The sequence below is a fragment of the Mucilaginibacter segetis genome (assembly GCF_016522075.1).
GTDB lineage: Bacteria > Bacteroidota > Bacteroidia > Sphingobacteriales > Sphingobacteriaceae > Mucilaginibacter > Mucilaginibacter segetis.
Window position 1 is genome coordinate 1,131,329 of sequence record NZ_JAEHFW010000001.1, and the last position, 22,308, is coordinate 1,153,636.

The 22,308-nt window shown below is 39.6% G+C and carries 14 protein-coding genes; 8 read left to right on the forward strand and 6 right to left on the reverse strand.

Translation table 11 applies throughout. The features are described from left to right. On the reverse strand, positions 1-1,059 hold the full coding sequence (locus I5M19_RS05290; RefSeq protein WP_200064948.1) for a nucleoid-associated protein: 1,059 nt from the start codon (positions 1,057-1,059) through the stop codon (positions 1-3). Between the two features lie 134 nt (positions 1,060-1,193). Between I5M19_RS05290 and mnmE the strand changes: the two genes are divergently transcribed. Both mnmE and I5M19_RS05300 read left to right on the forward strand, forming a co-directional pair. After that, positions 1,194-2,558, forward strand: a complete 1,365-nt coding sequence (mnmE, locus tag I5M19_RS05295; protein ID WP_200064949.1) for a tRNA uridine-5-carboxymethylaminomethyl(34) synthesis GTPase MnmE — start codon at positions 1,194-1,196, stop codon at positions 2,556-2,558. Positions 2,559-2,632: 74 nt separating this feature from the next. Beyond that, complete coding sequence (locus I5M19_RS05300; protein ID WP_235985764.1) at positions 2,633-3,070, forward strand: hypothetical protein; 438 nt, start codon at positions 2,633-2,635, stop codon at positions 3,068-3,070. A gap of 97 nt (positions 3,071-3,167) precedes the next feature. On the opposite strand, the gene I5M19_RS05305 is transcribed toward I5M19_RS05300, so the two are convergent. From I5M19_RS05305 to I5M19_RS05315, 3 genes are all read right to left on the reverse strand, one after another. Continuing rightward, complete coding sequence (locus I5M19_RS05305; RefSeq protein WP_200064951.1) at positions 3,168-4,898, reverse strand: RagB/SusD family nutrient uptake outer membrane protein; 1,731 nt, start codon at positions 4,896-4,898, stop codon at positions 3,168-3,170. Positions 4,899-4,909: 11 nt separating this feature from the next. After that, positions 4,910-7,897, reverse strand: coding sequence for a SusC/RagA family TonB-linked outer membrane protein (locus I5M19_RS05310; RefSeq protein WP_235985765.1), 2,988 nt, complete (start codon positions 7,895-7,897; stop codon positions 4,910-4,912). A 303-nt stretch (positions 7,898-8,200) separates the two neighbouring features. Continuing rightward, complete coding sequence (locus tag I5M19_RS05315; protein ID WP_200064953.1) at positions 8,201-9,790, reverse strand: DUF6377 domain-containing protein; 1,590 nt, start codon at positions 9,788-9,790, stop codon at positions 8,201-8,203. 164 nt (positions 9,791-9,954) lie between these two features. Here I5M19_RS05315 and I5M19_RS05320 point away from each other — a divergent pair, with 164 nt between their 5' ends. From I5M19_RS05320 to I5M19_RS05345, 6 genes are all read left to right on the forward strand, one after another. Further along, on the forward strand, positions 9,955-11,142 hold the full coding sequence (locus I5M19_RS05320; protein WP_200064955.1) for an ROK family transcriptional regulator: 1,188 nt from the start codon (positions 9,955-9,957) through the stop codon (positions 11,140-11,142). A 115-nt stretch (positions 11,143-11,257) separates the two neighbouring features. After that, positions 11,258-14,338, forward strand: a complete 3,081-nt coding sequence (locus I5M19_RS05325; RefSeq protein ID WP_235985766.1) for a SusC/RagA family TonB-linked outer membrane protein — start codon at positions 11,258-11,260, stop codon at positions 14,336-14,338. Between the two features lie 30 nt (positions 14,339-14,368). Further along, positions 14,369-16,285 (forward strand): SusD/RagB family nutrient-binding outer membrane lipoprotein, encoded by a 1,917-nt coding sequence (locus tag I5M19_RS05330; RefSeq protein WP_200064960.1) that lies wholly within the window; start codon positions 14,369-14,371, stop codon positions 16,283-16,285. A 393-nt stretch (positions 16,286-16,678) separates the two neighbouring features. Beyond that, the gene (locus tag I5M19_RS05335; protein WP_200064963.1) at positions 16,679-17,998 is read left to right on the forward strand and encodes a cytochrome ubiquinol oxidase subunit I; all 1,320 of its coding nucleotides are present in this window, start codon (positions 16,679-16,681) and stop codon (positions 17,996-17,998) included. Between the two features lie 5 nt (positions 17,999-18,003). Further along, positions 18,004-19,023, forward strand: a complete 1,020-nt coding sequence (locus I5M19_RS05340) for a cytochrome d ubiquinol oxidase subunit II (protein WP_317193213.1) — start codon at positions 18,004-18,006, stop codon at positions 19,021-19,023. A gap of 170 nt (positions 19,024-19,193) precedes the next feature. Beyond that, complete coding sequence (locus I5M19_RS05345) at positions 19,194-20,294, forward strand: AI-2E family transporter (protein WP_200064968.1); 1,101 nt, start codon at positions 19,194-19,196, stop codon at positions 20,292-20,294. Positions 20,295-20,350: 56 nt separating this feature from the next. Here I5M19_RS05345 and I5M19_RS05350 read toward each other — a convergent pair whose 3' ends face one another. Together I5M19_RS05350 and I5M19_RS05355 are read right to left on the reverse strand one after the other, a co-directional pair. Beyond that, the gene (locus tag I5M19_RS05350) at positions 20,351-20,932 is read right to left on the reverse strand and encodes a LutC/YkgG family protein (protein ID WP_200064971.1); all 582 of its coding nucleotides are present in this window, start codon (positions 20,930-20,932) and stop codon (positions 20,351-20,353) included. Beyond that, positions 20,932-22,308, reverse strand: coding sequence for a lactate utilization protein B (locus tag I5M19_RS05355; protein WP_200064973.1), 1,377 nt, complete (start codon positions 22,306-22,308; stop codon positions 20,932-20,934). Before I5M19_RS05355 ends, I5M19_RS05350 begins: the two co-directional genes overlap by 1 nt.

Below are 22,308 nucleotides of genomic sequence, written 5' to 3' on the forward strand. Positions count from 1 at the left end.
TTACGCCTCCTCTTTAAAATATACCTTGTAATAATTCATGGCTTTATCATCGTCAAAACCTTTTTCTATCAGTTCCTTATTACCATGTATATAGATGTGGAAGTTTTTATCCAATTTTAAAACACTTTTATAAACCCGCGCTTGCTTTTTTACCGCATTAGCGGATATCTCGAAGCTGTCGGCTATTGGGGTATCAAACTCCTGCTCATACTGGTTTTTAAAGGTTTTAAAAGAAGCTATAGCATCCGGGTTACCGATCACCTCTCCGGTGAACTCATCCATATCAAAAGTGTCCTTTTCCTTAAAATATTTCATGGAGCGGTTCAGCAGGTCTATTTTGTCTGCCTTACTCATTTCAAACTCATCATCCAGTTTTTGGGTCACAAAATTTTTATAAACGCCCAGTGTGTTGTTGGTTTGGTTAAAGTTATCGTTGCGTATTTTCAATTGTAAAAATTCATCTTTCCAGTAAACGGCAGCATCATGTGCACCATTGGTTTTATCAACCACCACTACTTTATAACCGTTCTCTTTCTCAATATTAAAAATGAGCACACCTTTATCCAGTTTGTTGATGTTAATGGCATTTTCTTCATAGTCTAACCCAAAACCTCCTTGCTGCGGATAAACCTTAAGGTAAGTTTCCTTATTCTCAGATTTAAAGATACCGATAGCATCTAACTGATTGCCCTCTATCTGTACTTTTTTAAAATACGCGATATACAACTCACCCGATTTTATTTTAGGATGATTCGATACTTTGTACAGGTATTTGGCAATAAGTTCGGATGCCTCATGGAATTTACTTTTATCTTCAAATACTCTGCTCACAAAATGATGGATCTCATTCAGCTCCAGATCGCCGCTGCTATGCATCAGGTGATAAACCTCATTTGTTTTTTCGAACGGAGTTAAAAAATATTGCATTAATAGTTTAGGCATTAACTCGTCCTTTAATTCCAGCGGATAATCAGACAGCGCGTACATTTCGTTTTGCGTTGGGTTGCCCATATGATGTACCGAAATAGTATCGAGAGAAGCTTCGAAAAAAGTTACCATAATGATGCGAAGGTAGCTAATTGTGGTTTAGTGGTTAAAATATGTTTCCATAATTTATTGGTTTTAGCCTTACAGGAATATGACTTAGGAAGATTGGGACGAAATAGCGACTTTTGCCTATTCTGCAAGAAACTATGACCAATACTGAAGACACTATTGTAGCACTGGCTACACCATCCGGAACAGGTGCTATAGGCGTTATACGTCTCTCAGGCCCGGAAGCTATTACCATCGCCCAAAAGGTTTGGAAAGGAAAGGACCTTACCAAACAAGCCTCACACACGCTTCATTTGGGTCGTATAGCGGATGGCGATGTGTTGATAGATGAAGTGGTGGCTTCTTTATTTATCGCTCCGAAGTCATATACCCGTGAAAATGTGGTGGAAATATCCTGCCACGGTTCGGCGTATATTATCGAATCTATAATTAAACTTTTGATAAAAAAAGGAGCTAGGGCGGCCCAAGCGGGAGAGTTTACACTGCGGGCTTTTTTAAACGGACAGTTGGACCTGTCGCAGGCGGAGGCAGTTGCTGATCTTATAGCTTCAAATTCCAAAGCATCACAACAGGTAGCACTTCAGCAGCTAAGGGGTGGTTTTAGCAGTCAGCTAAAAACCCTGCGAGATCAATTAGTGCAGTTTGCATCTCTTATAGAGTTAGAACTTGATTTCGCCGAAGAAGATGTAGAGTTTGCCAACCGCGATCAATTAAAACAACTTATACTTACCATCACCAGAATAATAGGTAATCTTATTCAATCTTTTGAGTTAGGAAATGCCATAAAAAACGGTGTAAATACAGTAATAGCAGGCAGGCCAAATGCAGGCAAATCTACCCTGTTAAATGCCCTGCTTAACGAAGAACGGGCTATAGTAAGTCATATCCCCGGTACTACGCGCGATACTATTGAAGAAGTGCTGAACATCAATGGTATAAATTTCAGGTTGATAGACACCGCCGGGATACGCGAAGCGACTGATACCATTGAGCAGATTGGTGTGCAGCGTACTATGGAAAAGATAAGCCAATCGGCATTACTACTTTACTTATTTGATGCAGAACAGACAACGCAGGAAGAGTTAAACAACGATTTACAAAGACTGCAAAAGCCCGGTGTAAGTATACTTGTTATTGCTAATAAAGCAGACCTGTTGAGTGAACAACAATTAAATGCTTTGCCATCAGTAGATAATATGATTGTTATATCTGCAAAGGAAAATCAGCATATTGATGGGTTGAAAAACAAGATATACCATTCTGCAGTTAAAGATCAGCTAAGTGGTAACGAAACACTGATAACCAATATCCGCCATTTAGAAGCGCTCCAAAAAACCGAAGAAGCACTTACAAGAGTATTGAACGGAATGCAGGATGTTACCTCCGACTTTTTGGCGATGGACATTAAACAAGCCCTGCACTATTTGGGTGAAATAACCGGGGCGGTTACTACCGATGATCTGCTGGAAAATATATTCAGCAAGTTCTGTATCGGCAAATAATAAACATAAACAAATACTACTAACGGTGCCATTGTGTGTTCTGTTCGATTATCAGAACAGGCAAATTTGGAGCAATGCTTGATGTAGCTGTTATAAATTTCAATTATCTTGAAGAAACAGATGTTGATAGTAAGTTTAGGGTGTTGCTATTTAACTGTGGTAATAACAATATCAATTATCTGCAGCGTAACATTTATTTTTATTTTCGTACAAAAAAATATCTGATGGGATCAGTATCTGAATTCAAAGCATCCTTAACCAAGGAAAGGCCAATAAGCGAAATGTCTGTGCAGTTAAAAAGTCTTTGGTATGACGGTAAAGGCGATTGGCATCAGGCACATGCTCAGGTAGATCGGTTGAATGATCCTGAATCGGCATGGGTGCATGCCTACCTTCACCGGAAAGAAGGTGATATTTGGAACGCCGATTATTGGTATAGCAAGGCTCAGCGAATCCGACCGAACGTGTCCTTAGAAGATGAATGGGAGCAATTAGTTTTGTACTTTATTTAATTATGTAGTTATTATTAAATTGATGTTTCCTTTTTAATAAAAAAGCGGCGCTTCCAAAAAATGGAAACGCCGCATAATAAACCAACTTCAACCAATCTCAATAACCCGGGTTTTGTATTAATTGCGGATTAACATTGAGAATATCTTTACCAATAGGGAAAATCTCTGTATGGTTATCTGCATCAGGCTTTTTATCCCACCATGTGCCGGTGTTAAAAACTCCCCATCGTATAAGGTCAGTTCTGCGTCTGTTTTCCCCTATAAATTCTCGCCCCCATTCATCCAGCATTTCCTGATCGTTAAGCTGGCTTCCGTCAGGATTGTATAAGCTTGCTGATCCTTCAGGGTAATTGCGTTTTCTTACCTGATTTAATAATGCCGCCGCACCGGGTTTGTCACCTTTACGGTAAAGGCATTCGGCCAGGGTGTAGTAAATTTCCGATAACCTGATCTCTGCATAAGCTGATGTGATACGGTTAGGATCGGGGGTCGGATATATCGGGTATTTTACTAAAAATACCCCGGAGTTATGATCGGCATGGTTCATGTCCGATTCCTTGTCAGCAATGGTATTTCCTGGTTTGGTATCCAAAAACATTCCTACCTGATCGCGGATAAATAATGGGTAAGGTCCTTTATTACCTTTAACAGTATCTGTACGTGTTACACCATTAACCGTATGCGTATAGGGTAAATAACCATATAAAAACATCCCTTCCCGTTTACTATCGCCCAGATTGCGGTATTTTTTCAGTCGCAGATCATCCGGGTATTTCTGAAACTTAACAAAAGGCTTACCTAATTGAAAGTTGTATTCCACACTATCTACATCTCTTCCGGGCTGCAAAGCATACCGCGGATTTGACTGGCCAAAATCTGTAAATCCGCAATAAAGAGGCGCGGCGTCGTAGGTCATGCCCCAAAAGTACATTCCGGCATCATATTGCCAATGTGTACGGGCCAGGGTTCCCGGGAAGCCATATATTACCTCGGAATTTGGTGAAGTGTTAGTATAATCAAACGGAGCATCCCAACGGGTAGCAAGCGAATAGCTGCCATATTTACCATTGATGATATCCCTGCAGATAGTTTCACACTCGGCATATTTATCAGTACCAATATAAACTTTGGCGTTTAAATATAACCGCGCAAGCAAAGATGCTGCTCCGGCTTTTGTCCAGCGGCCTATGCTATTAGCTCCTAATTGTTCACGTGTAGGCAAACCCGGAATAGCTTCGGTAAGTTCCTTTTCAATAAAATCAAAGGTTTCCTGTGGAGTTGATTGCGGATTACCCTGAGTAGAGTTCTTTACATCGGTAATGATCTCAATATTGCGGTAAAAATCAAACGCCCGTAGATAGAACCACGCTCTGAGTGTATGCAATTCAGATTTAAAATCTGTAAGCTCTTCAGGAGTTACACTTAATTTTGAGGGATCCTGTATGCTTTCCATATCCTGAAGAGAATTTGTAGCCAATACTATACCCTGATAAAAATTTGTCCAGGCTCCGCTGGTGAAAGAATCATTTGTGGTCCAGGTGTGGTAATGCATACGTTGGTAATAACCACCATCCTGCCAATCTCCCTGGCGGTTATAAGTTCCCATTTCATCTGTACAGTCTTCGCCTGCAGCATATACATCATTACCCTGTATACTCCAGTAACCATGCTCAAACGGGCGTAAAAAATCCCTTATTACATCATCACGCCGTGTGATAAATCCTGAAGCATCCACCCGGTCATAAACATGTTCATCCAGTTTGGTACAGCTGCCGCCGGTAAGTGCTACCAACAACATACTGCTTATACATAATTTATTGTATTTCATATCTTAGAGTGTTAAAAAGTTGCCTGCAAGCCTAAAATCAGTTGCAGTGTTGACGGATAATAATTAAGAGAAGTGTTTACACCCGGTGTAAGCCCGTTTACTTGTATAAGATCCGGGTCACCGCCTGTATATTTTGTGAATGTATGCAGGTTTCTACCTGTAGCGTAAAAGCGTACCGATTTCAGATACTTATTATTTAAAGGTTGTGTATAACCTAATGATACATTATCTATTTTAACAAAAGAGCCTGATTCCAGGAAGTAGTCCGACGCAATGGATGTAGTAGAATTATTTGTAAGCTTGGAATATTTACTGCTGCTATCGTAAGCTGATTGCAGTACGTTAGCATCAGACTGGCTGGAAGGTGTGCCTATATAAAAAGCCGAAGTATTGAATATCTTATAGCCAAATGCTCCGCGTAAAAATATATTCAGATCAAAACGTTTGTAATGAAAGTTATTACCCATTGATACATTGTATTTTGGCAAACCATTTCCTACAAATTGTTTGTCATCATTTGAGGCCTGATTTGCAGGGACTATTGTGCCGTCCTTTTTATAAACCAGCAATGCGCCTGTATCGTCTACCCCGGCAGACCGAAGTGTATAAAATTCACCAATGCTATGACCTTCCTGAATGCGCTGAATGGATCCCGGAGAGCCGGGTGCTGGTAATCCGGCAACGTCTTGATATATTGCGCCTTTATAAATATCATTGGAGAATGATATGAATTTGTTGCGGTTGTATGAGAAAGTTACATTGGCATTGTACCTGAAATCTCCTTGCCTTATAATATCACCACTTAAAGCAACCTCAATTCCGTTGTTTTTCATGGTACCCACATTGGTAAATGTTTGTGATTGTGTATTAGGCGGCAAAGGAACATTATAATTCCCTAACAGATCTTTATTCGTGCGGATATAATAATCTATTGATCCGGATAATCTATCGTGAAATAAAGTGAAATCAATACCCGCGTTAAAATTAATTGCGCGTTCCCAGCTTAGATCGGGGTTAACATTTGATGAAGGTCCGTACACCTGATACTGAACTCCGTTAAACGGAAAGTATCCTGCACCGCCGTATAACAATAGCGACAGATAGTTGCCAAAATCCTGATTCCCGGTAATACCATAATCCGCCCTTAATTTAAGATCATCTACCCATGAAACATTGTCTTTAAAAAAGTTCTCTTCGGAGATGCGCCATGCACCTGATACTGCAGGGAAATCTCCCCACTTGTTATTAGCTCCGAATTTTGATGAACCCTCGTGCCGCAGGCTTGCAGTAAGAATATACCGACTGTCAAAATCGTAATTCAATCTGCCAAAAAATGCGATCAGTGTTGAACTGTTTTGTGTGGATCCAACCGCTGATTGTCCTTGTCCGGCGCCACCACCATTGTACAATCCCGAACCCAGATTGTTCCATAAATAGGCGTCAAACGGGAAATCGTAATTTTGGGCATAAAACTCTTTATAATTATATAAGGAGTAGGAGTAACCGCCTAACAGTTTGAAATGATTTCGTTTGATGTTAAGGTTATAATTGCCGGTCCATTCTAAATTTTTCTGGTCGTTTTCCTGTTGCTCCTGCGATGCAAAGTTAGTTTGCGTAGTTTTATTAGCGTGTTGTACAGATGATAAAGTAGAAGGGCTAAAGTTCATGTTACGTGCAGAACGACTTATTTCTGATATGATTACCGTAGAGCTGAGGTTATCCAGAATGTTTGCCTTTAATGACGCACTGATGTCCATTTCCTTGATGTCTGCATCTGATTTGATAAGATTGGCATTTTCGACCGGGTTATTTGAGAAGAAACCGGTATTAATGTAATTGTATCCGCCTTGATCGTTGTAAATAGGGTAGGTGGGATTTAATGTCAAAGCATTGTTAAAGTTACCTTGATCAGAATTACTTGTATACAGGTATCGGGGGGCAATGTTCAGTGTGCCTACAAATAAATTATTGTCAGTAGTATGGCTGATATTTATTCGGGCGCCATATTCTTTTTTGTGGGCACGCAGATCTATGCCATCTGCATTACGATAATCGGCTGACGCAAAATAATTTGTCTTGGCCGAACCACCGGATAATTGCAAAGTGTGTTTTTGGCTGAAGGCAGGAGAATTGGTTACCGCTTTTAACCAATCTGTTCTTGCGCCATAATCTTGTCCCTGATCGTTCTGTACACGGTTTTTAATAAAGCTCTCCGGTGAAAGATTTTGCAGGGCATTTGTAAGATAATCAAAGGCTGCATACCCGTCATAAAACATACGCGATTCGCTGGTGCCTTTTTTGGTGGTAATAATAATAACTCCGTTACTACCCCGTGTTCCGTATATGGCAGATGCTGCACCACCTTTTAAAACATCAATACTTTCAATATCATTCTGATTGATGTTATCAATATTGCCTCCGGGAACTCCGTTCACCACGTATAACGGTCCAAGCCCCGCGTTACGTGAAGATGCTCCGCGTAACTGTATGGAAGGTGAAGAGTTTGGATCACCACTTGCCGTATTAGTAATACTTAAACCGGCAACTTTACCTTGTAAAGACATTAATGGGTTATTAGCGGCAACTTGCAGGAGGTCTTTTGATGACACGTGCGTAATTGCGCTTGATACCTCACGCTTGTCCAGCGTGCCATATCCTACGCTTACTATTTCTACCTCCTTTAATGCGTTGTTAGATTGTTCAAGATTAACATCTAACACCGGGCTTTCGGTAAGCGTAACTTCTTTAGGTGCATAGCCTATAAATGAAAACGTCAGGCTTTTTGCAGTTGATGGTACACTAATGCTGTATTTACCATTTACATCAGTTGTAGTACCAACAGACATGCCTGTTACAACTATGCTTACACCTGGCATTGATGATCCGTTACCCGCATCGGTAACTTTACCGGTTATAGTTCTGTTTTGAGCCATTACGGTGTAACCAAACATCATGAAGAGTACCAAGGCACTCATTCGTAGTAATAAAAATTTATTCATAAAAATGGTTTAATTGGTTAATAAATAACTTGCCGGCAAATTTGCCGTAGTACACACTACGCGCATTAAGGCGGTGCTTTTCCACAGGTAGCCTTCCTCATTATTTAAATAGATTAAGATGTTGAACATCCTCCGGACGGTTCCCGGAGGTATTGGTTTATTTTGCAAATAAGCTTGGTTTAGCTAATTATACAAGGTAATTGAAGGGCTGTACAGGAAAATCTAAGTTGTGGAATTAGTAAATGTTTGTTTTACAGTTATTTAATAATGCCATGAAAGGTAAAAATCCAGCATATATGGCATTTAATCTGCTATTTGAATGCCCAAAATGCGCTGTTCAAAATCTTCGGCCGGGACAAGAGCTTTAGATTTTAAACGAAAACGATAAGTATAAACTGTGCTAACGGTAAATTCAAGTATTGAGGCAATCATCTCATTGTCGTTAATTCCCAAACGCATTAATGCAAATATGCGGAGTTGTGTGGTAAGCGTACCGGCTACTTTGGGTTTAAGTTGATCCTTTTCGGGCAACATGCTATTAATAGCTTCAACAAAATCAGGAAAGAGTTTTAGAAATATTCTATCGAATGTGTATAATAATTGTTGGCGTTCTTCATGGATGTCAATCTTTTCCAGCTGGCGCAGTGCTACATCAGTACTGCCTGATTTAACCTTACGCTGAACATTGTTCTTTAGTTTGTCAAGTTGCAAAATATGGCGTGAAAGTTCGCCAAAGAAAAAGCCGATATACTCCTCTTTTATTCGACCCTCTTCCCATAATTGTTTGTTTTTTTCGGCTAAAAGACGATTGTTTTCCCGAATTATCCGCTCCCCTGTCCGTACTTTTTTAAGTTGCACGAAAATAATAAAGCCAGTTAACCCTACAATTACCATAATCACTATAACTAAAGCAAGTGTGAACAATAATCGTTGCCTTTCGCGCTTTGCCATCAGGTCTCTTTTTGCAGCTACTATAGGTAGTGCGCGGGCAACCTGGTACCTTTGCATCCTGCTGCCAAATTTATTAGCTTGGTCCATTGCCTGTTGCAGAAAAAAATATGCATCATTAATTTTATTCTGCTGATATAGGGTGTTTCCCAGATCTAACATTGCCTGAGCTCTGTAGGTTGACGTCCTTATATCATTTATTGCAGCTATAGCTAACAACCTTACTTTTTCAGCACCATTCCGATAACGGCTCAGGCCTGTAACTACCATCGCTTTCTCATGTTCCGAAAGTTTACGATTCAACAACTCTTCATAATAATGGGCAGGATCATCTCCCGAAGCGGGATTTTGCTGGGCTTGTAATATTAGTTGTTCAAATGATCCGTTTGTAGTTAAGGCAATCGCAGAATCAAGATATTGAAACTTTTTTTCCATATCTTCAGGAGCATATATACGATCGGCATTGTATTTCGATAAATCAGACCATGCCCATGAATAAAGTATGTAATATGATTTTTTTAGTGACTTGTCTAATATCCGCTCGTTAATTCCCTGTAAGCAATCAAATGTCTCTTTAAACATACCGGCTGTAATAAGCGTGGTGCCTAATCTTAAACGATTTTCCGCGATTCTTCTTGGGTTATTCATTTGGATACTTAATTGTACCAAATGCCTCACATAATAAAATGTCGAGTCGAAGCGATAATCTTTAAATGCTTCGAATAGGCCCAATGTAGCTTTATAGCGTTCTTCCGGTCCTGTTGATTGACTGGCGTAAAGCTTTTGTCTGAGTTGTGAAATATGTTCCTCTTTTTGTTTGTCATATATATTTTTTCTACCAATTTCTGATCTGAGAACAGCAAGCAGGCTATCAGCAGGAGTAGGCGATGCATATATTGATAAAGGAAACAGACTGACGAATATGAATAATAAATACAATTTCATGATTCTTATTAGTAGATGTAATGCAAAGCTATCCAATTACTTTTTATTATATGCCTCACATTATTTGAAGCAGTGTGATTAATAAATTACTGTAAATTATAAACTTTTTAAAAAAATTATAAACTTTATAAAAGTATTGAAAAATATTTTACATTTGAATTTGTATGACCGTAGTAAAAAAACATGGTCTGTTAAAAACAGATATTATTAAACACCTTTATTTTAACAACAGACTATCGCTTTCACAGCTAAGTAAGTTAACTCACAGGAGTGTCCCCTTAGTTACCACCACGGTTAACGCGTTAATTAAAGAAGGTTATGTTGTAGAACATGAACTTGCCTCATCTACCGGAGGCAGGCGAGGTGCTACTTTTTTATTAAATAATTTAAAACAGCAATATATAGTTGCCGTAGCAGTTGACCAGTTAGTTACACAAATTGTTATTTATGACTTACTAAATGAGGTTAAAACTGCACCTGAAAAGGTGTCAATAACGTTATCGAACTCTATTCAGGTCATAAAAACATTTACTTCTTTTATTAAAGATTATATAAAACGGTCGGGTATTCCTTTTAATCAAATTCTTGGAGTAGGTATTGGGATGCCGGGTTTCGTGAATACAGAAAAGGGAATAAATTATTCGTTCTTTAAAAGCACAGGTGATGAACCACTTGCCAGCTATCTTACCAGGGAAATTGGAATGCCGGCATTTATTGATAATGATTCGAGCCTGATTGCTCTTGCTGAGTTAAAATTTGGTTCAGGTAAAAATCTGAAAGATGTACTGGTAGTAAATATTGGATGGGGCACAGGTTTGGGTATGATAGTTAACGGCAGTTTATTTAGAGGACATAGCGGATACGCTGGTGAATTTAGCCATATACCATTATCGCAAAGCAATAAACTATGCTCGTGCGGAAAACGGGGTTGTCTTGAGGTTGACACATCATTACTGGTTATGCTTGAACGTGCCCGCGCCGAAATGGATGCTGGTGCAAGTTCGAGCATGGAACAATATTATAAGCAGCACGGAGACCTTTCAGGAGAGCATTTTTTGCAGGCGGCCAGATCCGGTGACCCTTTAGCTGTATCAATTTTGTCTGATGCGGCCTTTTTAATTGGCAAAGGCATGTCTACATTAATTCACATCATGAATCCGAGCCATATAGTATTAAGCGGACGGGGTGCGGTTGCCGGTAAAATATTAATGGCACCTATACAACAGGCTATCAATGAATTCTGTATTCCATGGCTTGCTGAGCAAACTGAAATTCTTGTATCAGCCTTAGCTAAAGATTCTGAATTATTAGGAGCCGCAACGCTGGTAATAGAAAATTGCACTTTTAACTGATAACATTAAAAATATTCAAAAATAAACCACCATATATTTCTAAACCATTAAATTCTGACAAATGAAACAAACGTACTTAAGGTGTTTAGCCATGTTATTATTTAGCATAATAACAATGGCTGCATACGCACAACAAACAGTTACCGGTACGGTAACTGACAAATCCGGAGTGGCTATTCCCGGGGTAACTGTAGCCGAAAAGGGCACAAGTAATGGCGCTCCCACAGATGTAAACGGGAAATTCAGTATATCTGTTAAACCAGGTGCTGTTTTAACTTTTTCTTTTATCGGCTTTAAACCCAAAGAGGTAGAAGTTGGCTCACAAACAAATATAAATGTTGTTTTAGAGGCCAACGAAAATGCTCTTAACGAGGTAGTAGTAACCGCGTTGGGAATTAAACGCGAGAAAAAATCACTCGGCTATGCAGTGCAGGAGGTGAAAGGTGAAACACTTGCCAATACTAAAGAGCCAAACTTAGTAAATTCCCTTTCTGGTAAGGTTGCAGGTTTGCAAATTACGCGTTCAAGTAACGGGCCGGGAGCCTCATCGCGCATAACTTTAAGGGGTAATAATTCCTTAACCGGCGATAATCAACCTTTAATAGTGGTTGACGGTGTGCCGATGGATAACTTTATAGGTAATGAGATAAACGGTAACGGCCAAAGAAATAATGATTATTATAATCCAAGCAGAGATATGGGTAACGGTTTGGCCGATATAAATGCTGAAGACATTGAAAGTATCAGTGTGTTAAAAGGACCTTCAGCGGCAGCGCTGTATGGTTCGCGGGCTGGTAATGGTGCAATCTTGATTACCACTAAAACAGGTAAAGCGCAAAAAGGACTGGGTATAACGTTAACATCTTCTTTCGGGGTAGAGAACATTTTTGCCAGACCTAAAATGCAAACCGAATTCGGCCAGGGTGAAAGCGGCGGATACGTTAATAATTCCACCCTTACCTGGGGCGAAAGAAATGAAGGGCAAACACAAACCCGACTCGACGGATCAACCTTCCAACAAAACTTTAACGATAATATAAGTAACTATTTTCAAACCGGATTCAGTTCTAATCAGGGTATATCTTTACAACAGCAATATAAATCAACCTCGGTTTATACCTCTTACAACCGCCTTGACGATAAAAGCTATATTCCGGGTGCTAAACTTATCCGTAATAACTTAACAGCACGTACTGTAAGCAAATTTGGCACGGATGATAAATGGACTGTGGATACCAAAGTTCAATACATTAACTCTACTGCACGTAACCGCCCGCAGGCTGGTTATAATCCTAATAACTATTTTTATTATCTGCAAACGCTGCCTAATTCAATTGATGTAACTGATTACAGAAATCCGGTAGATGAGAACGGAAACATGCGCTGGTGGCATGATGGTTCGGAGTTGAATCCGTACTGGGCGGCTAAATATAACCTGAACCAGGATACACGTAACCGGTTTTTACTAAATGCATCGGTTAAATATCAATTTAATAGTTGGTTAAGCCTTGAAGGTCGTGGTGGTGCTGATATGTATAACACCAATACCGAAAGTATGCAATATGCCGGTGCGCCGGGTAATCCGGGCGGTTCATACGGGGTAAGACGCTCATCATTTACCGAAACAAATTATAGCGGTTTATTAACAGCTAAAAAAGATAACCTGCTGGGTAAATGGGGCGGTAACTTTACATTAGGTGGTAACCTCATGAATCAGCAACGTTCATTCCTGAGCACAACTGCCGGTACTTTAAATGTGCCAAATTTGTTCTCGGTTAATAATGCGGTAGGTAACCCAAGTCTTGACCAGGGTTTATTCAGACATAATATATATTCTGTATACGGTTCGGCCGGGATCAACTACGATCAATTCTTCTTCCTTGACGGAACCTTCCGTAACGATTGGAGCTCGGCCTTAAGTAAAGCCAACCGTTCTTATTTCTATCCTTCAGTAAGTACATCGTTCGTGTTCAGCGAACTGCTTAATAAGAGCGGCAGCCTGCCATCATGGATAACTTACGGAAAGATCCGCGGCTCATATGCATCTGTGGGTAATGATATGGAGCCTTATCAACTCTACAACACTTATAATATAAGCAAAGACCCTAATGGAAATACTACTGCTGGTAGAGGCGACGTTTTATATGATGAGAATGTACAAAGTGAGTTGATCAAATCATACGAAGCGGGTTTAGAGATGCGATTTTTTGATAGCCGTTTAGGATTTGACTTTGCCTTGTACAAATCAAATGCTACCCGCCAGCTGATAAACTTACCTATGGATCCGCTAAGTGGTTATACTTCACGTAAAATTAATGCTGGTGATATTCAAAATAAAGGGCTGGAGTTAATGGTTGATGGTAAAATTGTAAGGGGCAGTAACTTTAACTGGAATACCACAGTAAATTTCTCCATGAACCGTAACCTTGTTAAATCTATCTCTCCTGATGTTACCCAATATCCCTTGGGCGGTTTTGATAACATTGCTGTTGTGGCCGAGGCTGGCCAGCTTTATGGTACAATTTACGGAACTACCTTTAAAAGGGTTGATGATCCAGGCAGCCAATATAATGGCCAGTTGATACTAACTTCTGCCGGTTTACCGCAAACAGATGATTCGCAAAAAAGCAATTTAGGAAATCAACAGGCATCAAGTTTGTTAGGTATCACTAACTCATTCGGATATAAAGGGTTTAACTTCTCGTTCCTTGTTGACGGACGCTTCGGTGGTAAAATATTCTCTGCCACTTTACAAAAAATGGAAGCAGTTGGTACATCAAGTAAAACTGTTGTAAATGGCGACAGGGAAGATTTTGTTGTGGATGGCGTGGTACTTAATACTACTACAAACCAATATGAAAAAAACACTACAGCTGTTTCGCCGCAAAATTACTGGAGTGCAGTTGCAGGACATGGAAACCTGGGAATAACCGAAGCTAATATTTATGATGCTTCAAACATCAGAGTTAGAAATGTACAGTTAAGCTACGATCTGTCAAAGAATTTCCTGTCTGGTACTGGTATTCAGAGAGCTCGAGTTGGAGTATCTGTTAATAACCTTTGGTTAATAACAAGCCATATGAACGGTATGGATCCTGAATCTGTTTACGCAACCGGCAGTAATGCAACCGGTTTTGAAAGTGGTAGTGCCCCAACAACACGTACATTTTTACTTAACCTAACTATAGGTTTTTAATAAGAACTTTAAAAAGAAAATTCATTAGATATGAAATCGATATTAAAAAAATCATGTGTGGTGCTTACAGCAACAACTATAATGCTCGCATCATGCAAGAAGTTTGACGAAGTTAACAATAACCCGTTTGCAGCAAATGGCGATCAGGTTCAAACGGAATATTTTATAAATAATTCCATTATAGGCGCACAGCAGGATCCGGGCTTATCAGAGCGTATGTTTATACTGTATTGGGTTCCGGGTGGACATAGCTTACAGGATGAAGATGGTGAAACTTTTTCACAAGGCTCATTTGTTGATGATTGGGCATCTGAATATTACAGGCAATCATCACAATGGCAAAATAATGCTAATACCGCAATACAGATAGGTACAGACCAAATTGCGAAAGGTACCTCTAAGCCCTATACCAACAACCTTATACAGGTGGCGCGTATATGGAGAGCGTATTTAATGAGCGAGTTTGCCGATACTTTCGGCCCGATGCCAATTGATGCTTTCCAGGGAAAAAACCCAGAATTTAAAGATGTAAAAACAGTATATTACTATTTGTTTGATGAGTTAAAGGATGCAGCATCTCAACTGGATGTATCCGTTACTAATCCGGACCAGGTAAAAAAGGAAGATCCGGCTTACGGGTACGATTATACTAAATGGCGTAAGTATGCGAATTCATTGCGTATGCGTTTAGCGATGAGACTTTCTGAAGTTGACGCTGCCAAAGCACAGGCCGAATTTACCGATGCCGCTGCTAATCAGGATTACATTACCGACGCAGCCGATATGTTTGCTGTAAAAGAGTCTAAAGGATGGGATCCGTTAGCCAGTGTGTTCAGACGCGAATCATCATGGATGGGCTTACCTATATCGGCAACTTATAATAACCTTGCCGTAGGTTTGGGTGGTGTTAAATCTGCCGATCAGTTAGGCGCTGCTTTTCAATCGTCAATAAAACCGGCTAACTGGATGGGGCAAAGTTTCCCTGATCAGTTTGCTACCAAAACTAATGATCCTATGGCAGGCTATTGGTTTAACGGTTTGCCAAACACCATTGATCCTCGTGCTTATAAAATTTATAGTATTCCTGGTAATATTACCGATGAAAATTATCCTGGTATAAGCAATTCCTTTACCACTTTTACTGGTCCTTTAAAAGATGCGTCGGGCGCAACGGTTAAAACCATTGATGCTAAATACACCTGGAATGCTAAGGTGGATGGTAACTGGGGGGCAAAATCATCCAGAAATCAGCTTATTACAACAAACGGTTGCAAACCATTATTAAACCTTTTGTACAGAGGCGGTACAAATGAACGTGTTTTCTTTGGTCCTTGGGAAACTTACTTCCTTTTGGCAGAAGCGGCAGAGCGAGGATGGTCTACACCGGTATCAGCTAAAACCGCATATGAAACAGGAATAGCTAAAAGCTTTGAATATTTTGGTACTTCAGCTAATTTAAGCACTTATCTGGCATCTACAGATTATAACCGTGATGGTACATCAGTTAGTTGGGATAATACAACCGAACCAGCGGCTACGCATACCATGGAGTATGAAGATGGTATAAGTGGAGCATCTGGTACAGTTGCTGTTGCATATCCTAAAAATGACCTGTATAAATCAGGAACGGTTAGAAACGACCATCTTACCAAGATCATCACCCAGAAATACCTGGCTCAATTGCCTTGGTTGCCGTTAGAGGTATGGAACGATCACAGAAGACTGGGTCTGCCGTTCTTTGAAAATCCTGCTGTTGAAGATATCATGCCTGATTTGCCCGCATTAAACAGCGGTAATTACATGACAAGCAGTATCCAATTTCAGGTACAGCGTGTGAAATATCCGTCAAACTTAAGAAATAATAATACAGCAGGTTATAATGTAGCTGTATCAGCTTTAGGAGGCCCCGATGCAGTTTTAACACCATTATGGTGGGCTAAGCACTAATTATTTATAAAAGCAGTAACTTAATTAATTCTGCTTTTATTGATATTTAATATGAAAGGGAAAATCAGACTAATCTGATTTTCCCTTTTTTTATGCTTCATAATAACGTTAAGTTATTTATTGTTTTTGTTAAAGGCTTTAGCAAAACTGTCGCAAAATTTATTTCTATTAATAGCTGACTAACGTGCAGTAGTTAAAAAATAACAGTTGTCATATAAAATAATATACTTATTATAAAGTATGTTTTTAATTTATAATAATTATAAAATACGATATGTAAAGCTACAGGATTAAAACATGTTACTTTTGTAAGGGATGTATGTAAACCACTTTTGCTGTGGTTAACAGCATTTTCTCATCGAATTTTATGGTATTTGCATTTAATATGAATCCATGGATAATTTTTTAGCTGCCCGGTCTCAAATGGCCCTTTCATTGGGGTTTCACATCATATTTTCCTGTATAGGCATGGTGATGCCATTTTTTATGGCAGTATCTCATTTTATGTGGCTGCGCACAGGTAACGAGAATTACAAAAATGTGACTAAAGCGTGGAGCAAAGGGGTTGCTATCTTTTTTGCTACCGGTGCAGTATCCGGTACCGTATTATCATTTGAGTTGGGCCTGCTTTGGCCTGAATTTATGAAACATGCCGGCCCCATTTTTGGTATGCCATTTTCATTAGAAGGCACCGCTTTCTTCATTGAAGCTATTGCATTGGGTTTTTTCCTTTACGGTTGGGGCAGATTTAATAAGTGGTTTCATTGGTTTACCGGCGTAATAGTAGGCTTAAGCGGTATAATTTCCGGAATTTTAGTTGTAGCAGCTAACAGTTGGATGAACAGCCCAGCAGGGTTTGATTATGCCAACGGAAAATATACCAATATTGATCCTATTGCAGCCATGTTCAATAAGGCGTGGTTTTCACAGTCCTTACACATGACCATCGCTGCATTCGCTGCAACAGGCTTTGCAGTAGCGGGGATACACGCATTAATGATACTTCGTAAAACTAATATTGGATTTCATTCTATAGCTTTTAAAATAGCGGCTGTGTTTGCTATTATAGCCGCAGTTTTACAACCGTTAAGTGGCGATATTTCTGCCAAGTTTGTTGCTAAAACCCAACCGGCCAAATTAGCAGCTATGGAAGCTCATTTTAATACAGAAAGAAATGCCCCATTGATAATAGGAGGCATCCCTGATGAAAAGAATAAAAAAGTTGATTACGCGGTAAAGTTACCGGGTATGTTAAGCCTTATGATAAATGGCGACACAAATTCAGAAGTCAAAGGACTTGACGCTATAGTGGTAAATGATCAGCCGCCTGTTTCTGTTGTTCATTATGCTTTTCAAATTATGGTAGCACTTGGGATGCTGATGTTAGGAATAAGCTTGCTGTCCTTTATAGCCCTGTTGAGGAAAAGAGCATGGTTTAAGCAACGATGGTTTCTTAAATTGTTTGTTTTTGCAACCCCGTTAGGTTTCATTGCTGTTGAAGCCGGGTGGACAGTTACAGAAGTTGGCAGGCAACCCTGGATAATACAAGGAATAATGCGCACTGCCGATGCAGTTACACCTATGCCCGGCATTGTTTATTCCTTTTATTTATTTACCGCGGTATACGTTTCACTTGCTATTGCTGTAGTTTTTTTACTTAACCGTCAAATAAGGATGGTGCCTGAAATTTACGATATTAACACTAAATACTAACTTATATGATGTTGTATATTGTTATAGGGTTTTTATGGGTGTCTATGCTCATTTATGTATTAATGGGCGGCGCCGATTTTGGGGCCGGAATTTTGGAGCTTTTTACTTCTGAAAACAACAGGTCAAAAATAAGAACAACTACTTATAATGCTATGGGACCGATATGGGAAGCCAACCATATGTGGCTTATTATTGCCGTTGTAATACTTTTTGTTGGTTTTCCCGGAATTTATACAACAGTATCAGTATATATGCACATTCCATTAGTTATTATGCTGATGGGGATTATAGCCAGGGGAACTGCATTTACCTTTAGGCATTATGATGCAGTAAAGGACAATATGCAACAGCTTTATAACCGAATTTATGTTTATTCAAGTTTTATAACTCCATTATTTTTAGGAGTGATAGCAGGGAGTGCGGTTTCCAGGCAAATAGATACCGATGCTTCTACATTTGCCTCGGCATATATTTTGGGCTGGTTTAATTGGTTCTCGTTTTCGGTTGGATTTTTTACCGTAGCTATTTGTGGTTTTTTGGCAGCTGTATATCTTATAGGTGATGTAAAAGACTTGACAGATAAAAAGAGATACATTCGTAAAGCGAAGATGATGAATGGAGCTATGGCTTTTTGGATAATCATGATCTTTTGGTTTTCATACAAAGGAGACATTCCTCTTTTTAATTGGTTATTTGGAAACTTTATAAGCGTAGCCACTACAGTTACCGGCTTGTTATCTCTGATATTATTATGGATTGCCATCTATCGTAATAATATTAAAAGAATGCGTTTTTACGCAGGTTTCATGACCATGATGCTACTTATAGCGGTTACCTACAGTCATTACCCTAATATTATTTTACTTAAGAATGGAGCCCACCTTTCTTTATTCGGCACTAAAGGACCTGATAAAACTATAAATTCGTTAGGAATAGCACTATTGGCAGGCAGCTTGTTTATAGTTCCTTCACTTGTCTATTTAATTTACAGTACCCCGAAAAAAACAGACAGGGAAGTTCAATAGTATTGCACCCCATTATTTAACTTTTTAAGTTAAGTGAGAAATTAATTTTAAGCTGGCTATAATTCATAAGTTTCCCTATGCCATTTTTTGCCTTGTAAAAGGTGGTTTTAAGCGCGTATTATTAGAACGTTATTTAAAAACAAATTTAGTAGGTGGAAGTTTAATAGAGAATGAATAAAATTGACAGCCTATTACCCCGCTCCGTACAAATATTATTACTCTTATTTCTGGTATTCAGCGGATTATATTTTTCGGCAGGTTTTTTAGTGCCTATTGCACTTGCGGGTATAATGGCTATGCTTTTTCTCCCTTTTAGCAGGTGGATGGAAAAGAAAGGAGTTGGCAGAACGGTTGCTGCGGTGATATGTATACTTACCTTAGTATTAGCAATTGCCGTTTTTCTATTCCTGATCAGCTGGAGGATTTCTAATTTGCAGGCGAACTTTGATCAAATTGAACAGCAATTCAATAAGTATCTACTTCAGGTTCAGGAGTATATTAATAATAGTTTAGGTGTATCTAAAGAGCAGCAAGATCAGATGCTTAAAAAGAACGGATCATCTGGCGCCAGCAATGCGGCAAGTTATATGGCAGGTTTTGCCGCAGCTTTATTAAGTTCGCTTACTACGGGCATCCTGATGCTGATTTATATCTTTCTTTTTATTAGTTCCCGGAGTCATTTTAAGAAGTTTTTGCTAAAACTGGTAAAGCCCGAAAATAAAGCCAATACAATGGAAATTGTAGCTCAAACTACAGAAGTTGCGCAAAATTATGTTTCAGGCCTTGCTAAAATGATTTTTTGCCTCTGGATAATGTATAGCATAGGATTCTCTATTGTAGGAGTAAATAATGCCATATTTTTTGCCATTTTATGCGGCACGTTAGAGATCATTCCATTTGTTGGTAATATCACCGGAACCGCGCTAACTGTGTTAATGGCATTAGCACAAGGTGGTGGTGGAGGGATGGTGCTCAGTGTATTGGTTACCTATGGTTTAGTACAGTTTATACAAAGCTATATTCTACAGCCGCTTGTAGTGGGGAAAGACGTTAATGTAAATCCGCTTTTTACTATTATGGTACTTGTATTGGGGGAAGCTGTTTGGGGAATAGGCGGAATGGTTCTTTCTATACCACTTTTAGGTATGTGTAAGATTGTGTTTGACCATATAGAACCTTTGAAGCCTTATGGCTATTTAATTGGTAATGGTGACAAATCCAACGATGATAAGCCGATGACTGAGAAGATAAAGTCGTGGTTTAAACATTGATTACAGGTGCAATTTTGCTTAAAAGCCCCGATTGATTATAAAGGTTTTTTGGCTAATTATTCAATCAAAAACACCGTCATGCTTCTTGCGCCGTGGGCACCAACAACCAATGATTGCTCTATGTCGGCAGTTTTTGAAGGGCCTGCTATAAATGTTCCAAAACTATAACCTGCATGGTCTATTTTCTCGTATGCCTCATGCATATTATCTACAAGATCATTTACATTCAACACAACAACTAAGTTTTGAGAAATAAAGGGAAGTACTCTTTCACCTATAAGTTCTTCCGTTACCCATATTGCGCCATTTTCAGCAACACCAAAATGCCCTTTAATTACGGCCAGTTCAACGTTTTGCAGGGAATGAGGCAAAGCTGTATCACTTTGCAGACTTTTAAGATCCGCAAGGTCGGTCATGTTAAGTATGCGCTGATCGGTAATAGTCACTGAGCTTATGTAAGTAAATATGTCATCATTTTTGCTGGCGCATACAACTTTTCCACCAATGGTAGTTAGTGTTTTTATGAATTTATCAGTAATGCTATCATCGTCAACCTTGTTAAATTTTATTTCCGGTAAAGGGCTTAAAACTGGTTGGTTTGCACGTATTGCGGCAAGTATTTTATCTCTTTCCGTCATTATTCTTTCCGGTTTTTAGCATACCATTCTCCAAATGAAGCGTTTGGCGGCTGTGGCATATCGCGTTGTTTATACCAGGGGTTTAACTTATTATTTATAGCAAATGGGGCATATTTTAGTACCCATCTGCCAACTTTACCACCCGCATGGTAGGCAGAGGGTGATGAAAGTGTGAAACTCATCATTTTCATCGCGACTGTTTTAGATTTAGGAGTGTAGCCATTTTTTACGATTACCTGTCGCCATTTATATAACTGCTGGTGAATATCGATTTTAACAGGGCAAACATTTGAACATGATCCGCACAGGGTTGATGCAAAGGGAAGATCCGAATACTTTTCCATGTCCAGATTTGGAGTAAGTATGGAGCCTATAGGGCCTGCTATAGCGCTATGATAACTGTGACCGCCACTGCGGCGGTAAACCGGACAGGTATTCATACATGCCCCGCAACGGATGCATTTTAATGAATTACGAAAATCCTCGCGACCTAATTGTTTACTACGGCCATTGTCAACAATGATCAAATGAATTTTTTTACCGGAACGTGGTCTGCGGAAATGACTGGAATATGTGGTAATAGGCTGGCCTGTAGCGCTGCGGGTGAGCAACCGCAAAAACACACCCAAATGTTTTCTCTCGGGGATTATCTTTTCAATTCCCATGCTCGCGATATGAATATCGGCCAAATGGGCGCCCATATCTGCATTACCTTCGTTGGTACAAATCACGAATTCTCCGGTTTCGGCAACAGCAAAATTTACACCTGTTAAGGCAGCCCTGCGTGTCAGGAACGTATCGCGTAAATGCTGTCGCGCGGCTTCCGTTAATAACTGCGGATCGGCATTACCTTCAGGTGTGCCCAGGTGAACATGAAAAAGATCGCCTATTTCTTCTTTCTTTTTATGGATACAGGGCAGAACAATGTGGCTGGGCGGTTCTTTGGCTAACTGTACAATGCGCTCCCCCAGGTCAGAGTCGATAACCTCAAGCCCGTTGTTCTCCATGTATTCGTTCAAATGGCATTCTTCGGTCAGCATCGACTTGCTTTTAACCATTTTTGTGATGCCATTAGCTGTTAACAGGTCAACTACTATTTTATTATGTGCCGCAGCATCAGCCGCCCAATGAACAATAACCCCGTTCTTCTCGGCATTTTCCTCAAACTGCTGCAAATAGCCGGACAGGTTTGACAGCACATTCTCCTTTATTTTTGAAGCCGTATCGCGTAAGTATTCCCACTCCGGTAGTTGATGAGCGGCCTTATCTCTTTTTTGGCGCACCCACCAAAGTGTTTCGTCGTGCCAATCTACACGTTCTTCATCTTTGTTAAATTCAGTTGCTAATTCAGCATGATTTTTTGTGACATTCTGCAT